Genomic DNA, 17,679 nt, shown 5'->3' with positions numbered 1-17,679 from the left:
AAAGTTATCTTTTTGGGCCTTACTGATTCAAAATGACCTTACTCGCTAGAAATTAATCATTTATTTTTGATTGTAGGTTGACAGGTTTCGAGTCCAACTTTAGAATACCGCCAATTTGTCTGAAATACCTATTTATGTAGATTTTATAGGTAAAGGAAGGCATGTTTGCAGTTTGATTTATTTTTTTTGCATTTTTATTCTGGAGGTTGTCTTGGGTAAATTAGCACTGTTGGTCCTAGAAGATGGGACAGTGTTCCGCGGAGTGTCCATAGGGGCAGATGGTCTTTCCGTTGGTGAAGTCGTTTTTAATACCTCGATGACGGGGTATCAAGAAATCCTCACTGATCCTTCCTATTCTCAGCAAATCGTCACTCTCACTTATCCTCACATTGGCAATACCGGAACCACTTCCGAAGATGAAGAATCCTCTTCCATTCATGCACAAGGCCTTGTGATTCGCGATCTTCCTCTAATCGCTTCTAACTTCCGTAACGAACAATCCCTCACTGATTATCTTAAGTCTCAAAATATCGTTGGCATCGCTGATATCGATACTCGTAAGCTCACTCGTATCCTGCGTGAAAAAGGTGCTCAAAACGGCTGTATTGTTGCGGGCAACAACCTAGACGAAGCTTTGGCACTAGCGAAAGCAAAAGAATTCCCAGGCTTAAAAGGCATGGACCTTGCGAAAGAAGTTACAACAAAAGAAGCGTATCAATGGAAGCAAGGTTCGTGGACGCTTGAAGGTGGACTTCCAGAGGCGAAAGATGACAGCGAGCTGCCATACCACGTTGTCGCTTACGACTTCGGCGCAAAACGCAACATCTTACGAATGTTGGTTGACCGCGGCTGCCGCTTAACGGTTGTACCTGCAGAAACGTCAGCGGAAGAAGTTCTGGCACTAAATCCAGATGGCGTATTCTTATCGAACGGCCCTGGTGACCCAGAACCATGTACTTACGCGATTGAAGCAACCAAAGTGTTCCTAGAAAAAGGCCTGCCAATTTTTGGTATTTGTCTAGGTCACCAAATTCTGGCGCTAGCATCAGGTGCGCAAACGGTGAAAATGAAGTTTGGTCACCACGGTGCAAACCACCCAGTAAAAGATTTAGAGCGTAACGTTGTGATGATCACTTCGCAAAACCACGGCTTTGCGGCAGATGAAGCAACATTACCGGAAAACTTACGTGCTACTCACGTATCGCTATTTGATGGCTCTTTGCAAGGTATCCACCGCACAGACAAGCCAGCATTTAGCTTCCAAGGTCACCCAGAAGCGAGCCCTGGTCCACATGACGCGGCACCGCTATTTGACCACTTTATCGAACTAATCAAAAAACACAGCGCTTAATTCGGAGTAGTAGATAATGCCAAAACGTACTGACATTCAAAGTATTCTAATTCTTGGTGCTGGTCCGATTGTTATCGGTCAGGCATGTGAGTTTGACTACTCTGGCGCACAAGCGTGTAAAGCTCTTCGCGAAGAAGGTTACCGAGTTGTCCTGGTTAACTCTAACCCAGCAACCATCATGACTGACCCAGAGATGGCAGATGCGACTTACATCGAGCCGATTCAGTGGGAAGTTGTACGCAAGATCATCGAGAAAGAACGTCCTGATGCAGTTCTGCCAACTATGGGTGGTCAGACAGCACTTAACTGTGCGTTAGATTTAGAGAAGCACGGCGTTCTCGCAGAGTTTGGCGTAGAGATGATTGGTGCAACGGCTGATGCAATCGACAAAGCGGAAGACCGTTCTCGTTTTGATAAAGCGATGAAGTCTATCGGCCTTGAGTGTCCTCGCGCAGATACAGCGAAGAGCATGGAAGAAGCTTACAAAGTTTTAGATATGGTTGGCTTCCCTTGTATCATTCGTCCATCGTTCACCATGGGTGGCACTGGTGGTGGTATTGCGTACAACAAAGAAGAGTTCGAAGAAATCTGTCGTCGCGGTCTGGACTTATCTCCGACCAACGAACTTCTTATCGATGAGTCACTCATCGGTTGGAAAGAGTACGAAATGGAAGTCGTTCGTGACAAAGCGGACAACTGTATCATCGTATGTTCAATCGAGAACTTTGACCCAATGGGCATCCATACGGGTGACTCAATCACGGTTGCTCCAGCACAAACACTGACTGACAAAGAATACCAGCTTATGCGTAATGCATCGCTAGCCGTTCTACGTGAGATTGGTGTTGAAACAGGTGGTTCAAACGTACAGTTTGGTATCAACCCGAAAGATGGTCGTATGGTCATCATCGAGATGAACCCGCGTGTATCTCGCTCTTCTGCGCTAGCATCAAAAGCAACAGGCTTCCCAATCGCGAAAATTGCAGCGAAACTGGCTGTTGGCTTTACGCTAGACGAACTACAAAACGACATCACAGGTGGTGCAACACCTGCGTCATTTGAACCAACTATCGACTACGTCGTAACTAAGATCCCTCGCTTTAACTTCGAGAAATTTGCTGGTGCAAACGATCGTCTGACAACTCAGATGAAATCGGTTGGTGAGGTAATGGCGATTGGTCGTAACCAACAAGAATCTCTTCACAAAGCACTGCGTGGCCTAGAAGTTGGCGCAACTGGTTTTGATGAGATGGTCGATCTGGAAGCGCCAGATGCACTGACTAAGATTCGTCACGAACTTAAAGAAGCAGGTGCAGAGCGTATCTGGTACATCGCCGATGCATTCCGAGCGGGTATGTCAGTCGACGGTGTGTTCAACTTGACTCAAATCGACCGCTGGTTCCTGGTTCAAATCGAAGAAATTGTAAAACTCGAAGAACAAGTCAAGGCGGGCGGCTACGCAGGTTTGACCAAAGAAGTGCTTCGTCAGATGAAACGCAAAGGCTTCTCTGATGCTCGCTTGTCTAAATTGCTTGGTGTCGCTGAAAGTGAAATTCGCCGTGCTCGTGAGCAGTTTGATATTCATCCGGTTTACAAACGTGTGGATACATGTGCAGCAGAGTTTTCTTCTGACACGGCTTACATGTACTCATCTTACGATGAAGAATGTGAAGCAAACCCAACAGACAAAGATAAGATCATGGTTCTTGGTGGCGGTCCAAACCGTATCGGCCAAGGTATCGAATTCGATTACTGTTGTGTTCATGCATCACTTGCGCTGCGTGAAGACGGTTACGAAACCATTATGGTTAACTGTAACCCAGAAACGGTATCTACTGACTACGATACGTCTGATCGTCTGTACTTCGAGCCAGTAACTCTGGAAGATGTACTGTCTATCGCTCGCGTTGAAAAACCAAAAGGTGTGATTGTTCAGTACGGTGGTCAAACGCCACTTAAACTGGCTCGTGCTCTAGAAGCGGCTGGTGTGCCAATCATTGGTACTAGCCCAGATGCTATCGACCGTGCGGAAGACCGTGAACGCTTCCAAGCCGCTGTTGACCGTTTAGGTCTACTTCAGCCAGAAAACGCGACAGTAACAACGATGGAGCAAGCGGTTGAGAAATCGAAAGAAATTGGCTTCCCATTAGTTGTTCGTCCATCTTATGTACTCGGTGGTCGTGCGATGGAAATCGTATACGACGAGCAAGACCTGCGTCGCTACTTCAACGAAGCAGTAAGCGTATCGAACGAGTCTCCAGTTCTGCTAGACCGTTTCTTGGATGATGCAACCGAAGTTGATATTGATGCTATCTGTGACGGTGAACGCGTCGTTATCGGCGGTATCATGGAGCACATCGAACAAGCGGGTGTTCACTCTGGTGACTCTGCATGTTCACTGCCTGCGTACACGCTAAGTCAGGAAATTCAAGACAAGATGCGTGAGCAAGTTGAGAAGTTAGCATTCGAACTCGGTGTACGCGGTTTGATGAACACGCAGTTTGCTGTGAAAGATAACGACGTTTATCTAATTGAAGTGAACCCTCGTGCTGCTCGTACGGTACCATTCGTATCGAAAGCGACAGGCGCTCCTCTAGCGAAAATCGCTGCACGTGTAATGGCGGGTCAATCTCTAGAGTCACAAGGCTTTACTAAAGAGATTATCCCTCCTTACTACTCAGTGAAAGAAGTGGTTCTGCCGTTCAACAAATTCCCTGGTGTTGACCCTCTATTGGGCCCTGAAATGCGCTCAACAGGTGAAGTAATGGGTGTGGGTGCAACGTTCGCAGAAGCTTACGCGAAAGCAGAGCTAGGTTGTGGTGCGGTTTATCCTGAAGGTGGTCGTGCGCTACTGTCTGTACGTGAAGGTGATAAAGAGCGTGTTGTTGACCTAGCTTCTAAGTTAGTGAAACTGGGTTACCAGTTGGATGCGACACACGGTACTGCTGTAATTCTGGGCGAAGCGGGTATTAACCCACGTTTGGTAAACAAAGTACACGAAGGTCGTCCACACATTCTTGACCGCATCAAGAACAACGAATACACCTACATCGTAAACACGGCTGCTGGTCGTCAAGCGATTGAAGATTCGAAAGTTCTACGCCGTGGTGCACTGGCAGAAAAAGTGAACTACACAACGACACTGAATGCAGCGTTCGCTACATGTATGTCTCATACTGCAGACGCAAAAGCGTCAGTAACTTCGGTTCAAGAGTTACACGCTAAAGTGAAAGCGAGTCTAGACGCGTAACAGATAAAAATCAGTAAGCTCATTAATCAGGGCTTACATGACAACCTCATTGCCCGCTCATTTGAGCGGGCTTTTTTATATCGAGGTTTTTCTAAAATGAAGAGCATTAAAGTGTGCTAGGAACGATTGGTATGCTTCGCTTTTGAAGATCATTAAGCTAATGATGGCAAGCAATGTACCCAAAGATGAAGAAATAGTACTACCACTTGCTGCAACAAAATTAATGCTGCAAGTGAGAATGATAAAAGAGATAGTAAGTAAGTTTATTTTTGCAGCAATACTTAATCCTTTGCTTATTGTCAGAATGTTTGGAATGCATACAACAACAACCGTAATAGCTCCCAATGTAAGAAGGTAAGTATCTAGAGCAATGTGTTGAGTGAAAGAAAACCAGTCATTCCAAATGCTCAAGCTAATAGCCAGACCAATAGTCAATGCCAAGTATAAACATATACTTAGTGAGATGTTTGCTATGCTAATTGATTTAGTATTCAACTTTCAATTCCTCATAGATTCCAATTGCAAGATTTCTTAACTCTCCCGAATAACCACTTCCTACTATGCTAATTGAGCCTCCAATTGCATCTAGAAGCTGATGAGAAATGGATGCGGATATTGTTGCTTGCGAATACCTCTTAGGAATTTCTCCTGACAACATTAGCTGTTTACGAGCTTTATTCGAAATACTCGGAAGGTTTTTACGGATGATTTCTTTAGTTAATCTTGTTCTCTCTTGTCTGTTTAAGCCTTTTAGAATCTCGGGAACGCCTTTCTTAGTGGTTTGCTTAAGAGATTGAACCATTTTTATCGTTTGATATCCGCTAGCACCCGCTCCAGCTAAGGAGATGTAATCTAAAGCTTTAGTTGTATTTTGATACCACTCATTACTGTCTATATCCGATAATTTATCTGGTGATTTAGATACCATACGGGTTCTTGCTACTCCAATAGCACATTGAGCTGTGGCAGCAACAGTAGCGGCGTGTGAGATATAGGACATAGTTACGCCCACAGGACCACTTACTGGTATTGTTAGCCCCGAACCAACTACTCCAATCCAGCCAATTGCTGCACCAATACAGCTAATGCTCGCTGATAGAAGCTCTTGATTGAATCTTGATTTTGATTCTTCCTGTTTTATTTTTTTTGCAAATTCTTGAGATGATTGTAATTTTATCGGTTCTCGTAGAATGATAAAGGTAGGATTGATATGGCATGTGGATTTAAAGTCTCTTAAGCGTACAACGGTGAATTTGTTATCAATATAAATTACACCCGCACCGCTAGTCTCTGGTTTAGCGTCAATAACGTTGAATAGCTGATTAACATTCACTATCTGTTCGATTTTTAAGCGTAATTGCTGTTCTTTTATTGATGGTCGAGTCAGTAAGGCTTCCATTATTTTCGTTTTTTATCAGATTAAATATTTCCTATTAAGACAGCATTTTCTTTTTCTATCAAAATATTAAGAGGCTCTTGAGGTGAGGCTCTATATTTGGATGTAATTGATATTTTTAATGTATCATTCTCTAGATTTATTGACTGATGAAAATTAGGAATAGATTGGTGTCTTGACTTTCCATTGGTAGTTTTGTGAATAAGTGCTACCGTTTCTTCCTCTTTGATACCTCTTCAAAAAGGAAGTGTAGTGGAAATCACGGTTGAGATTTTGTTGGCCTTATTTTTGGTTGCGACTGCCGCAGGCTTTATTGATGCGATGGCTGGTGGGGGGGGGCTCATTACGCTCCCTGCGCTTTTGGCTGCGGGGTTGAGTCCGACTCAAGCTCTAGCAACCAATAAGTTACAAAGTTCGTTTGGCAGTTTCTCTGCTAGCTGGTATTTCGTGCGTAACGGTATTGTCAGCTTAAAGGAAATGCGTTTTGCGATACTCTGCACTTTTATAGGCGCTGCAATCGGTGCCGAGGCTGTGCAGTTTATTGATGCTAGCGTACTCACCAGTTTGATCCCTGTTCTTTTGATAGCCATTTCCCTCTATTTTTTACTCGCGCCAAGTACGCGAAAAATCGATGGAGAACCAAAGTTATCTGAAGCGATGTTTGCGCTATGCATTGGTGGCGGAATCGGTTTCTATGATGGCTTTTTTGGCCCTGGGACTGGATCTATTTTTACTGTTTGTTTTGTTGCACTAGGTCACTTTTCTTTGGTCGAAGCCACTGCTAGAACCAAAATTCTCAATTTCACGTCAAACATTGCGGCACTACTCTTTTTTATCTTCGCTGGGTTGCCCGTGTGGAAGCTTGGCTTAACCATGGCTGTTGGCGGTTTTCTTGGTGCTCAGTTAGGAGCGAAGGTCGTGGTAAGTAAAGGACAAAAATGGATTCGTCCTCTAGTTATAGTGATGTCGATGCTTATGGCAACGAAACTTCTTTGGCAACAACATCAGCAATGGATTCTGTCAGTGCTTTAACTCGTTCGCTACGATATGTGCTGTGACGTAAGCAGATATGTATTGGTCGAACTAACTGATCTAGCTCTTCAAAGTCATAGCAGAACTTAGATGTGATATTAAGTGTCGTTAGGATAGATTTAGGGATTAAAGCGGGAGCCATACCTCCCAAAGCCAGTTGTGCTGCCGCAGTATACGAATCCATTTCCATCAAAGGTTCGATTCCGTGTTTGGATAAAATAGCTTGTTGATATGTGTTGGCAGGGTTAGTTAGGTCATTGGTCAAAATAGCTTTAGGTAGTTGTGAAAGTGAATGTCGACTGACAATTGAGAAAGGTTCATCGGCGAGGTGAAGGCTCATTAATCCATGATGAGGTGGTAGATAGCCAGCGCAAAATCCCAATGTTGCTTTGCCTGATTTCACATTCTCAATAATGCGTGGCGTATGATTGGTCGATATTCGTATGTACTGATCATGGGCAAAGTGTTCTGCCATGATCATGCTGAGGTATCCAGCGACTAAGGTTTCAGAGCAGTCTATCTTGATCAAAGAAGTATCTTCTATTTGTTGTTGATCATAGATCTGACCTCTTAACTCATTGAACGTTGGCTCGATCGTGTTGATGAGGGCAAGGCCATCGGAGGTCAGCTTTATGTGCCGACCATTTGGCTCTATTAATTTTTTTCCTAACTTCTTCTCTAGATTTGAAATACGTTTACTCACGGCAGATTGACTAATATAGAGTTGACTGCCCGTGCGGCTCATGGTTTTTTCTTTACTGAGGACAAGTAACGTTTCAATACCTTCAAGCAACATAATGATTAATGAAAGTTAGGAATGGTTGAGATAATTTAGCGAATTGCCCAAGAATTGGCGAATCAAATGAGCATAAATGAGAGGAGCCGACACTTGGTCGACTCCATGGTGAGTGATGTTGTTTGTGTTTAACGGTTAATGGCGAAAGTTGGCAGGGATAGATGCCAACGAATCGCACCGAGACGTATAATGAGCGTTGAGATTACACCAGCGAGTAAAGCCGTTGAGTGGTCATAACCCATGTTTACCGCCATCGTATGGAAGATGCCGCCAATAATACATGCCGTAGCATAGACTTCGCTTCTTAATACCATAGGAACTTCGCGAGCCAGCACGTCTCGTATAATGCCACCGCCACAGCCAGTAATAACCCCCATTATCACCGCGACCATCCCAGAAGCATTGTAGGCGAGTGCCTTTTCTACTCCTATTCCCACAAATACAGCGAGACCGATGGCATCACAAACGGGTAATACCCACCATGAGAGTCGCTTGGGTCTTCGAATAACAAGCATGGTTAGTAGACACGTAACAAATATCACCCATAAGTAAGTCGTATCTGTTATCCAAAATACGGGAGTGGCACCAAGCGCCATGTCTCGGATTGTTCCGCCACCTATAGCAGTCACACTGCCGAGTACGATAACGCCGAATGGATCCATTTTTAAACGGCCAGCCAGTAATACGCCAGAGATAGCGAAAACAGCGGTACCGAACAAATCGATCATATAAAGCAGCATGGAGTCCATGTTACTTAGTACCTTTAAATAGTGTGAGAAAAAATGGGCGGAAATTGTACGGTATTTGCCACGAAATCGTTAGCGTTTTTGACGAACGCTTTTAAAGTGCTCACACACTTCCTTGATCGCGTTCAATGTGCGTGGTGTCGGACGGTTAATCCAATCAGAGTTTAGGGACCAGATGTGTTTGTTTTTAAGAGCAAGAAGCTCATTACTCCACTCAGCCCACATACCATCGTTACTCATTGCGTGACGAGAAGTAAAAATAACCTCTGGCTGGCGAGTAATGACTTGCTCGATGCTAACTTGAGGATAAGGCGCGCTAGATGTGGCGAAAATGTTCTCACCACCGCAAAAAGTAAAGACTTCACTTGGCCAGTTCTTTCCGGCGACAGTGATGATAGGCTTTTCACTCAACTGATAAAAGTAACGAACTTTCTCGTTCGTGTTGTACTGTTCTTTTAGTGTACTCAGTTGCGTTCTAAAATCTTCAGCGGCCTTTTTTCCTACTTGTGGAGTTTCGCTGTATTGGCTGAGTTGCTCAATATTGTTGGCGATATCTTCTAATGAACCTGTAGTGGAGTAATAGATAGGAATACCGAACTGTTTAATTTTCTCCAACTCTTTAGCGGGGTTTCCGGCTGGCCAAGCAATCACTAAGTCCGGCTGAAGAGCAATAATGCGCTCTAATTTAATTCCTTGATAATTTGAGACTCTTTCTAGCTGCTTTGCCTGTTCTGGATAATCGCTCATTTCGCTGACAGCAACAAGCTGGTCTCCTAGCCCTGCTGCAAAGGCAATTTCGGTGGCATGTGGAGCTAAACTTATAATGCGTTGAGCGGGTTGAGCGAAGGTCGCTGTCGAAACAAACAGCGTTAATGCGAAGCATAATTTATTCATCATAATCCTTGATAAATTATTCCTAAAAGCAAACTTTGGATTGCGATCCAAGCCAGGACGCGCCAAACGAGCAGCGTATGTATTTGTGAAAGGTGAATAGCCGATGGCGCAATGCGCCCACCGATTTTTGCGCGCTCTGCACGCACACCTTGATAGATAGCAGGGCCGCATAAAGACAGTTGTAGTTTGTGTCCGATAGTACATAACACCCAGCTAGGTCCTGGTAAGGGCCAAGACTTCGCTTGCTGTTGTATTCCAGAGAGCACATTACTTGTATTCTTTCCGGCAGCTAAAAGTATGGCAAAGAGACGAAGTGGAATAATATCCAGAGTAGCAACCAGTTGAATCACAGGTTTACCAAACGGCAAATATTGGCGTCGGCTAGGGGACCACACTCGCGCTAATTCTGTTGTGAGTCGATACATTAACGCACCAATGCCACCTGTTAGTGCGTACCAAAATAGCACACCGATCACGTTGCGGCTGTATCCCATAATCAGGGTTTCTGAGCCAGCTTTACCTATGCCAACGATCGAGAGGCTACCAGTATCGCGATTAAGGTATGGTCTCAGTAATGCTCGACACTGAGCTTTGTCTTCCGAAGACATACTAGTTACGAGCTGTTTCGTTAACGTTTCGCTGTTGCGCCAGTCTAGCGCAAGGATCAATAGAACCAGTTCATATAAAGGGATTTGCCAAACAAATGGCTTTACTGCAATCAGTAATATCAAACAAGGAAACAGCATCAAGCCTAGTGCAAGACTGCCTGAGATTACACTCTGTGAGTAATTGTGATTATTGTTCACTTTGTTGGCTAGCTGTTCTGCTAGCTTTCGCCATAAAGTGATGGGGTGCGCTGAATGGGGGATTGGCACTAGAAGGTGCAAGGGCAGTGCGCCCCACATTATAAGGAGCGCACCGTTGGCATAAAATGACTGAAAAACTTCTTCCATGAATGAGTCGTTTACTTAATGAGTTCCAGCATTTTGAATACCATTTCGGAAGAGCTTTTTGCTGCTAGAGGTAGAAACTCATCAAAGCTCATTGGTGATTCTTTATCAGCGACATCAGAGATTGCACGCACAACAACAAACGGTGTGTTGAATTGGTGACAAGTTTGAGCGATAGCAGATGCTTCCATTTCTACAGCGATAACAGACGGAAAGTGTTTACGAATAAACTCTTGACGCTCAGCAGTACAAACAAACGCATCGCCAGTACAAATTAGGCCGCGAACCGCATGAGTGTTTTCCATTTGTGCTAGGGCTTTTTCTGCTAAGTCCATTAGCTTGTCATCCGCTTTGAATGCAGCTGGTTGACCGGCCATTTGGCCAATTTCATAACCAAAAGCGGTTACGTCTGCATCGTGATGACGAACTTCTGTAGAGATAACTACATCGCCAAGGTTTAAGCTTGAATCGAAACCGCCAGCAGAGCCTGTGTTAATCACAACGTCTGGTTGGTATTCATCAAGAAGGATTGTCGTGCCCACTGCCGCTGCAACTTTACCGATGCCCGATTGTAGTACGACGACTTCGACATCGTTAATTTGACCAGAGAAAAACGTACAACCTGCTTTATTTACAGTTTTGCAGTTTGTAATTGCTTGCTTCAGGATGGTCACTTCTTGTTCCATCGCACCGATGATACCAACTTTCATAACACTCTCTTTAGGTAAATATTTTAGTTGGCCGAGAGTATAGCACTCCCCGTTGGCAGTTTTCTATTTGATGAGCTTAGCTTGAGTGAGCTTTTGTCGTAATTGATCGGCGCGCTTTCTGTTTACGCCAAAGTCAGAGTAGCCCACACGAGATTCCGAGCGCACAATCAGTTGGTCTCCTGCTATTTTTAGTTCGAGGTCATCCACGAAGCGCATGATTTTAGATGTGCACTCGATACGAAGGTAGTTGCTTTCTTTCACCGCGGTTTTCGCGCCTGGCAGTTCAAGCGCAACTTGCTCAATAGCGTCGATGTTCGCTGAATCAACTAAGATAAATGGCGTTAGGTTGTATTTTTCTCGCGTGTCTTGGGTGGAGACGCAGTTTGGTTTGTCACCACAAGGTGATTGAGAACGATCCGTCATGGTTGTGACTCCTTGGCTACAAGCGGTTAAGCCGAGCAAAGTAATGGAAAGGAGAGCGGCTTTTTTCATTATATTTACTCTTATAATTTTGTTTCTAATTATATGGATACAAAAGAAAAAGGATCCAATAACAGGACCCTTTTTGTGAGGTTAGCTGAGATTAAACTTCTAGGTAATCGAGAATGCCTTCTGCCGCTTTTCGTCCTTCATCAATTGCGGTTACGACAAGATCAGAACCTCGTACCGCATCGCCACCCGCGAAGATCTTTTCATTGCTGGTCTGGAATTGGAACTCTTGCTTCGCTGGGGCTTTGATACGACCCCATTGATCCAAATCGACATCAAACGGTGCTAACCAGTCCATTTTGTGCGGCTGGAAACCAAACGCCATGATAACAACGTCTGCTGGTAGAACGTGCTCGCTGCCTTCAACGGGCTCTGGACGTCGGCGACCCGCTTCATCAGGTTCACCAAGTGCGGTTTTCACCACTTTGACCCCCGAGACTTTGCCTGACGCATCCACTTCCACTCCCAAAGGCTGAAGGTTGAACATGAACTTCACGCCTTCTTCCTTTGCGTTTTTTACCTCGCGACGAGATCCCGGCATGTTGGCCTCATCACGACGATAAGCACAAACTACGTTGGAGGCACCTTGGCGAATTGAGGTACGAACGCAGTCCATTGCTGTATCACCACCACCCAGTACGACGACTTTCTTTCCTGCCATATCGATAAAGGGTTGGTTACTCTCAAGATCCATGACTTTGTAGGTGTTCGAAACTAAAAATGGCAGCGCGTCATACACACCCGGCGCATCTTCATTATCTAGACCTGCACGCATGTATTTATAGGTGCCAACGCCCAAGAAAACAGCATCGTATTCATCAAGTAGCTCTTGCATTTGGACATCTTTGCCTACTTCCATGTTCATGCGGAACTCGACGCCCATTTCAGTGAACACACGGCGGCGGTTTTCCATCACGCCTTTTTCAAGCTTGAAGGAAGGAATACCGAAGGTCAGAAGGCCTCCAATTTCAGGGTAGCGGTCAAACACGACTGGCTTAACGCCATTGCGCACTAGGATATCCGCGGCAGCCAAGCCAGCTGGGCCTGCTCCAATGATTGCGACCTTTTTATCGGTCCACTCCACCTTGGACATATCTGGCTTCCAGCCCATTTCAAACGCTTTGTCGGTAATGTACTTTTCTATGTTACCGATGGTGACGGCACCAAAGTCATCATTAAGCGTGCATGAACCTTCACATAGGCGGTCTTGAGGACAAACGCGCCCACATACTTCCGGTAGGCTGTTGGTTTGATGCGATAGTTCAACCGCTTCAAGAATACGACCTTCATTAGCAAGTTTTAACCATTGAGGGATGTAGTTGTGGACTGGGCATTTCCATTCACAATATGGGTTGCCACAATCTAAGCAGCGATCCGCTTGTGCAGTCGCCTGTTGTTTAGTGAACGGTTCATAGATTTCAACGAACTCGATCTTACGAACTTTGATAGGCTTTTTCGCAGGATCTACACGCTGCACATCGATAAATTGATAAACGTTCTGGCTCATGATTCAAACATCCTCCATGATTACTGTGCTTGAACACGCAGCTCTGCGGCACTGCGGCTCTGGTGACCAAGTAGCGTGCGAAGATCTGCCGCTTGTGGTTTCACCAAATAGAACTTTGGAATCCATTCATCAAAGTTCGCCAAAATATTTTCAGCATGACTCGACCCTGTTTCTTCAAGGTGTTCCGCAATTAGGCCACGCAAATGTTCTTGGTGGATGTAAAGATCGGACAATGAGATGGCTTCGACAGACTCAGTATTAACTCGACCTTCAAAGCTTTGGTTCTCATCCAGAACATAGGCAAAGCCTCCAGTCATACCCGCGCCAAAGTTCACACCTGTCGCACCAAGAATGGCAACAATACCGCCAGTCATGTACTCACAAGCGTTATCGCCAGCACCTTCAATGACGGCTATCGTACCTGAGTTTCGTACGCCGAAACGCTCACCTGCTTTACCGGCTGCAAATAGTTTACCGCCGGTCGCGCCGTACAGACAGGTGTTACCAATGATGGTTGCTTCATTACACTTAAATGCAGTGCCAAGGTGAGGTTTGATAACCACTTTACCACCCGCCATGCCTTTGCCCACGTAGTCGTTCGCATCGCCCGTGAGGTAAAGCTCTACACCACCTGCGTTCCAAACACCAAAGGACTGGCCTGCGGTGCCGTCAAGATAGATTTTGATAGGGGAAGCCGCCAACCCTTGGTTGCCATAGCGTTTTGCTATTTCGCCAGATAAGCGTGCACCAACAGAACGATCAGTGTTGATGACATTGTAGAAGAAACTTGCCGATTGACTGTTTTCGACCGCATGCATGGCATCATCAACGATCTTTTGGTTGAGCTCAGCTTTATCAAACGGTTTGTTTGGCTCTGTCCAAAATAGCGGATGGCCCTCAGGTGATACTGGAGCTTCTAGAATATTGGATAGATCCAGCTTGGTCTGTTTCGCTGTAAATCCCTCTACTGCCTCAAGTAAATCGGTACGACCAATCAAGTCCGTCAGCTTTTCAACGCCAAGTTCGGCGAGTAATCCGCGCACTTCGTCTGCCAGGCCGATGAAGTAATTCATCACCATTTCTGGTAGACCTTTGAAATATTCTTTACGCAGTGTCTCGTCTTGAGTCGCAACCCCAGTTGCACAGTTGTTGAGGTGACAAATTCGTAGGAACTTACAACCCATAGCGACCATTGGCGCAGTACCAAAACCGAAGCTTTCTGCACCTAAAATTGCGGCTTTAACTACGTCTAAACCAGTCTTTAGACCACCGTCTACCTGTAGGCGGATCTTATGACGCAGACCATTAGCAACCAGAGCTTGTTGTGTCTCTGCCAACCCCAACTCCCAAGGGCTACCAGCGTATTTTACCGAAGTTAATGGGCTTGCTGCGGTACCACCGTCGTAACCCGAAATGGTAATAAGATCAGCGTAAGCCTTGGCTACACCCGTTGCGATGGTGCCGACACCTGGCTCGGAGACGAGTTTTACCGAAACCAGCGCATTCGGGTTGACTTGTTTAAGGTCGAAGATCAGTTGGGCCAAATCTTCAATCGAATAGATATCGTGATGCGGAGGAGGGGAGATCAGAGTCACGCCTTGTACCGAATAACGCAGTTTTGCGATTTCTGCGGTGACTTTGTGTCCTGGTAGCTGTCCACCTTCACCCGGTTTCGCACCTTGTGCCACCTTGATTTGCAGTACATCCGCATTAGTCAGGTAATGCGGCGTTACACCAAATCGGCCAGAAGCAATCTGTTTGATACGTGAGTTACGCTCAGTACCGAAACGGCGAGGATCTTCACCGCCTTCACCCGAGTTAGAGTAACCACCAAGACGGTTCATCGCCGTTGCAAGTGCTTCATGCGCTTCTGGGCTAAGTGCGCCAATGGACATTGCCGCTGAGTCAAAGCGTTTGAACAGTTCAGTGCGTGGTTCTATTTGCTCAAGTGGCAGCGGTGAGTCTGATTTTTTCAGCGACATTAAGTCACGCAGCATGGCAACAGGGCGTTGGTTTACCTGCTTAGCAAAGCTCTGATAGTCGTTACTTTCGCCAGATTTAACGGCCTGTTGCAGCGTGCCGACGACATCCGGGTTGTAAGCATGATACTCACCTCCATGGACGTACTTTAACAAGCCGCCATGATCAATCGATTTGCGTTTCGCCCATGCTTTACGAGATAAGTTTGTAAGATCTTGCTGGAAGTCGTCAAAATTCGCGCCTTCAATTCGAGTTGTGACGCCTTTAAAACACAGATCGACCACATTTTGGCTCAAGCCAACTGCTTCAAACAGTTGTGAGCAGCGGTAAGAGGCGATGGTTGAGATCCCCATTTTCGACATGATCTTGTACAGGCCTTTGTTGATGCCGTATTGGTAGTTTTGCATCACATCGCGGTAGTCTTTCTCTAGTGCTTTATCATCAATCAGTTTACCTAACGCTTCATAAGCAAGGTATGGGTAAACCGCAGTGGCACCAAAACCAAGCAAGACGGCAAATTGGTGTGGGTCACGGGCTGTTGCGGTTTCGACAACAATGTTGGCATCGCAACGTAAGTTCGCGTCAATCAGACGAGTTTGAACGGCGCCGACTGCCATTGCTGCCGGAATTGGTAACTTACCTTTGACCAAGGCTCTGTCCGAAAGAACCACTAAAACCGTGCCTTCACGAACGACTTGCTCTGCTTGCTCACACAGATCATCAATGGCTTGTTTAAGATCTTTTTGTTGTGGGTCGTAGTTGATATCGAGAATGGTATTACGGTAATGATCGTCACTCAGCTCTAGTAATTGCTGCATGTCTGAATAGAGCAGTACTGGAGAATCAAAGGTTACACGATGCGCGTGGCCATCGGTTTCACAGAAGACGTTCATCTCCTGGCCGATGCTGGTCGCCAGCGACATGACGTGTTTCTCACGCAGTGGATCGATTGGTGGGTTGGTGACCTGCGCGAACTTCTGACGGAAGTAATCAGTCACCAAGCGCTCTTTCGAAGAAAGAACCGCCATCGGGGTGTCATCACCCATCGAACCGACGGCTTCTTGCCCCATATCACCGAGGACACGCAATACTTGATCGACTTCTTCATTGCTCATAGCAAACTGCTTTTGATAAGTCTTAAGCAAGTCTTCATCAAAGCTGCGCTCACCTACTTGATCTTCAGGCAGCTGAGAGAACGGTGTTAGTTTGCGAACGTTGTTCTCCATCCATTCGCGATAAGGGTGACGAGATTTCAGGTCATTATCGATCTCGCTAGATTGCCAAAGCTTACCTTTACGAGTGTCGATGACGAGCAATTCCCCCGGACCTACACGACCTTTTTTGGCAACTTCATCTGGGGCGTAATTCCAAATCCCTACCTCAGACGCCAGAGTGATCAACTTGTCTTTGGTAATTACATAACGCGCAGGACGTAGACCGTTTCGGTCTAGGTTACAAGCAGCATAACGACCATCGGACAGTACGATACCTGCTGGGCCATCCCATGGTTCCATGTGTTTGGAGTTGAAATCGTAAAACGCACGCAAATCCGGATCCATGTCAGGGTGGTTTTGCCATGCTGGCGGCACAAGCATACGCATGGCACGGAAGATATCCATGCCGCCAGCTAAAAAGAGATCTAGCATATTATCTAGGCTAGACGAGTCTGAGCCTGTCTCGTTCACAAACGGTGCTGCAGTTTGTAGGTCAGGCAGCAGTGGTGACGAGAACTTGTAAGCACGAGCGCGTGCCCATTGTCGGTTACCTTCAATGGTATTGATCTCACCATTATGAGCAAGGTAGCGGAACGGTTGAGCTAATGGCCAACGCGGTTGAGTGTTGGTAGAAAAACGCTGGTGGAACAGACAGATAGCAGATTCCATACGTAGATCGGCAAGATCAAGATAAAAGCGCGGTAAGTCCGCAGGCATGCATAGGCCTTTGTACACCAAAACTTGAGTCGATAAGCTACAGATGTAGAAATCCGGATCTTCGGTGATTTGTTTCTCGATGCGACGGCGTGCGATGTAGAGACGACGTTCAATGTCGCGTTCGCGCCAACCTGCCGGTGCAGAGACAAAGACTTGCTGAATATTTGGAAGCGAGTTGGCCGCAATTGGACCGAGTACTTCTGAATTAGTTGGTACTTCACGCCAACCAGCCACAGTTAGCGTCTCTTGCGCCAGTTCTTTGTTGACGATGTCTTTAGCGAGTTGAGCTTTGACTGGATCTTGGTTGAAGAAAATCATCCCTACGGCGTATTGCTTGCCAAGGTTGAAACCATTTTCTTCGGCAATAAGACGTAAATAGGAATCGGGCTTTTGTAATAGAAGACCACAACCATCACCAGTTTTACCATCGGCGGCGATACCACCACGGTGAGTCATGCGGTCAAGTGCAGAAATTGCTGTACGTACCAGCTTGTGGCTTTGTTCGCCTTCCATATGCGCGATCAAGCCAAATCCACAGTTGTCTTTCTCAAGACTTGGATCATAAAGAGCCATTGCAATTCTCCCTTTGCTTATCCGTCATCCCGACAGATATATCAACACTGCTTACGTTGATATCGATGACTAAC

At 45.9% G+C, this 17,679-nt stretch carries 13 protein-coding genes; 3 read left to right on the top strand and 10 right to left on the bottom strand.

What is annotated here, in order from left to right; genetic code table 11:
• Positions 1–211: 211 nt before the first annotated feature.
• A complete protein-coding gene (gene carA / locus J4N43_RS13430) occupies positions 212–1,351 on the top strand; it encodes a glutamine-hydrolyzing carbamoyl-phosphate synthase small subunit (protein ID WP_158159556.1) in 1,140 nt (379 codons plus the stop codon).
• A 16-nt stretch (positions 1,352–1,367) separates the two neighbouring features.
• Positions 1,368–4,601 (top strand): carbamoyl-phosphate synthase large subunit, encoded by a 3,234-nt coding sequence (gene carB, locus J4N43_RS13425; RefSeq protein WP_158159557.1) that lies wholly within the window; start codon positions 1,368–1,370, stop codon positions 4,599–4,601.
• Between the two features lie 75 nt (positions 4,602–4,676).
• Here carB and J4N43_RS13420 read toward each other — a convergent pair whose 3' ends face one another.
• Together J4N43_RS13420 and ssp4 are read right to left on the bottom strand one after the other, a co-directional pair.
• Complete coding sequence (locus tag J4N43_RS13420; RefSeq protein ID WP_169644219.1) at positions 4,677–5,096, bottom strand: hypothetical protein; 420 nt, start codon at positions 5,094–5,096, stop codon at positions 4,677–4,679.
• Positions 5,086–6,000, bottom strand: a complete 915-nt coding sequence (ssp4, locus tag J4N43_RS13415; protein WP_005381852.1) for an Ssp4 family T6SS effector — start codon at positions 5,998–6,000, stop codon at positions 5,086–5,088. The genes J4N43_RS13420 and ssp4 overlap by 11 nt, the downstream gene beginning before the upstream one ends.
• Before the next feature lie 249 nt (positions 6,001–6,249).
• On the opposite strand from ssp4, the gene J4N43_RS13410 reads away from it, so the two are divergent.
• Positions 6,250–7,029, top strand: a complete 780-nt coding sequence (locus J4N43_RS13410) for a TSUP family transporter (RefSeq protein ID WP_005381847.1) — start codon at positions 6,250–6,252, stop codon at positions 7,027–7,029.
• Here J4N43_RS13410 and J4N43_RS13405 read toward each other — a convergent pair.
• The 8 genes from J4N43_RS13405 to gltB form a co-directional block, all read right to left on the bottom strand.
• Positions 6,971–7,825, bottom strand: coding sequence for a LysR family transcriptional regulator (locus J4N43_RS13405; protein ID WP_017821479.1), 855 nt, complete (start codon positions 7,823–7,825; stop codon positions 6,971–6,973). The genes J4N43_RS13410 and J4N43_RS13405 overlap by 59 nt on opposite strands.
• Positions 7,826–7,953: 128 nt before the next feature.
• Positions 7,954–8,574, bottom strand: coding sequence for a TRIC cation channel family protein (locus J4N43_RS13400; protein ID WP_005387377.1), 621 nt, complete (start codon positions 8,572–8,574; stop codon positions 7,954–7,956).
• A 69-nt stretch (positions 8,575–8,643) separates the two neighbouring features.
• Positions 8,644–9,465, bottom strand: coding sequence for a vitamin B12 ABC transporter substrate-binding protein BtuF (gene btuF / locus J4N43_RS13395; protein WP_181881276.1), 822 nt, complete (start codon positions 9,463–9,465; stop codon positions 8,644–8,646).
• Positions 9,465–10,418, bottom strand: coding sequence for a cobalamin biosynthesis family protein (locus J4N43_RS13390; RefSeq protein WP_158159558.1), 954 nt, complete (start codon positions 10,416–10,418; stop codon positions 9,465–9,467). The genes btuF and J4N43_RS13390 overlap by 1 nt, the downstream gene beginning before the upstream one ends.
• Before the next feature lie 11 nt (positions 10,419–10,429).
• On the bottom strand, positions 10,430–11,125 hold the full coding sequence (gene mtnN, locus J4N43_RS13385) for a 5'-methylthioadenosine/S-adenosylhomocysteine nucleosidase (protein WP_005381837.1): 696 nt from the start codon (positions 11,123–11,125) through the stop codon (positions 10,430–10,432).
• Between the two features lie 63 nt (positions 11,126–11,188).
• Entirely contained in the window at positions 11,189–11,617 is a 429-nt protein-coding gene (locus J4N43_RS13380) for a DUF1499 domain-containing protein (protein WP_158159559.1), read from the bottom strand.
• A gap of 91 nt (positions 11,618–11,708) precedes the next feature.
• Positions 11,709–13,121, bottom strand: a complete 1,413-nt coding sequence (locus J4N43_RS13375) for a glutamate synthase small subunit GltD family protein (RefSeq protein ID WP_005381833.1) — start codon at positions 13,119–13,121, stop codon at positions 11,709–11,711.
• Positions 13,122–13,141: 20 nt separating this feature from the next.
• Entirely contained in the window at positions 13,142–17,605 is a 4,464-nt protein-coding gene (gltB, locus tag J4N43_RS13370; RefSeq protein ID WP_158159560.1) for a glutamate synthase large subunit, read from the bottom strand.
• Positions 17,606–17,679: the final 74 nt, after the last annotated feature.

It is taken from the genome of Vibrio sp. SCSIO 43009 (genome assembly GCF_023716525.1).
Classification (GTDB): domain Bacteria; phylum Pseudomonadota; class Gammaproteobacteria; order Enterobacterales; family Vibrionaceae; genus Vibrio; species Vibrio alginolyticus.
The sequence above is the reverse complement of the archived record's forward strand: the minus strand, read 5'-3'. Positions and strand labels throughout refer to the sequence as shown.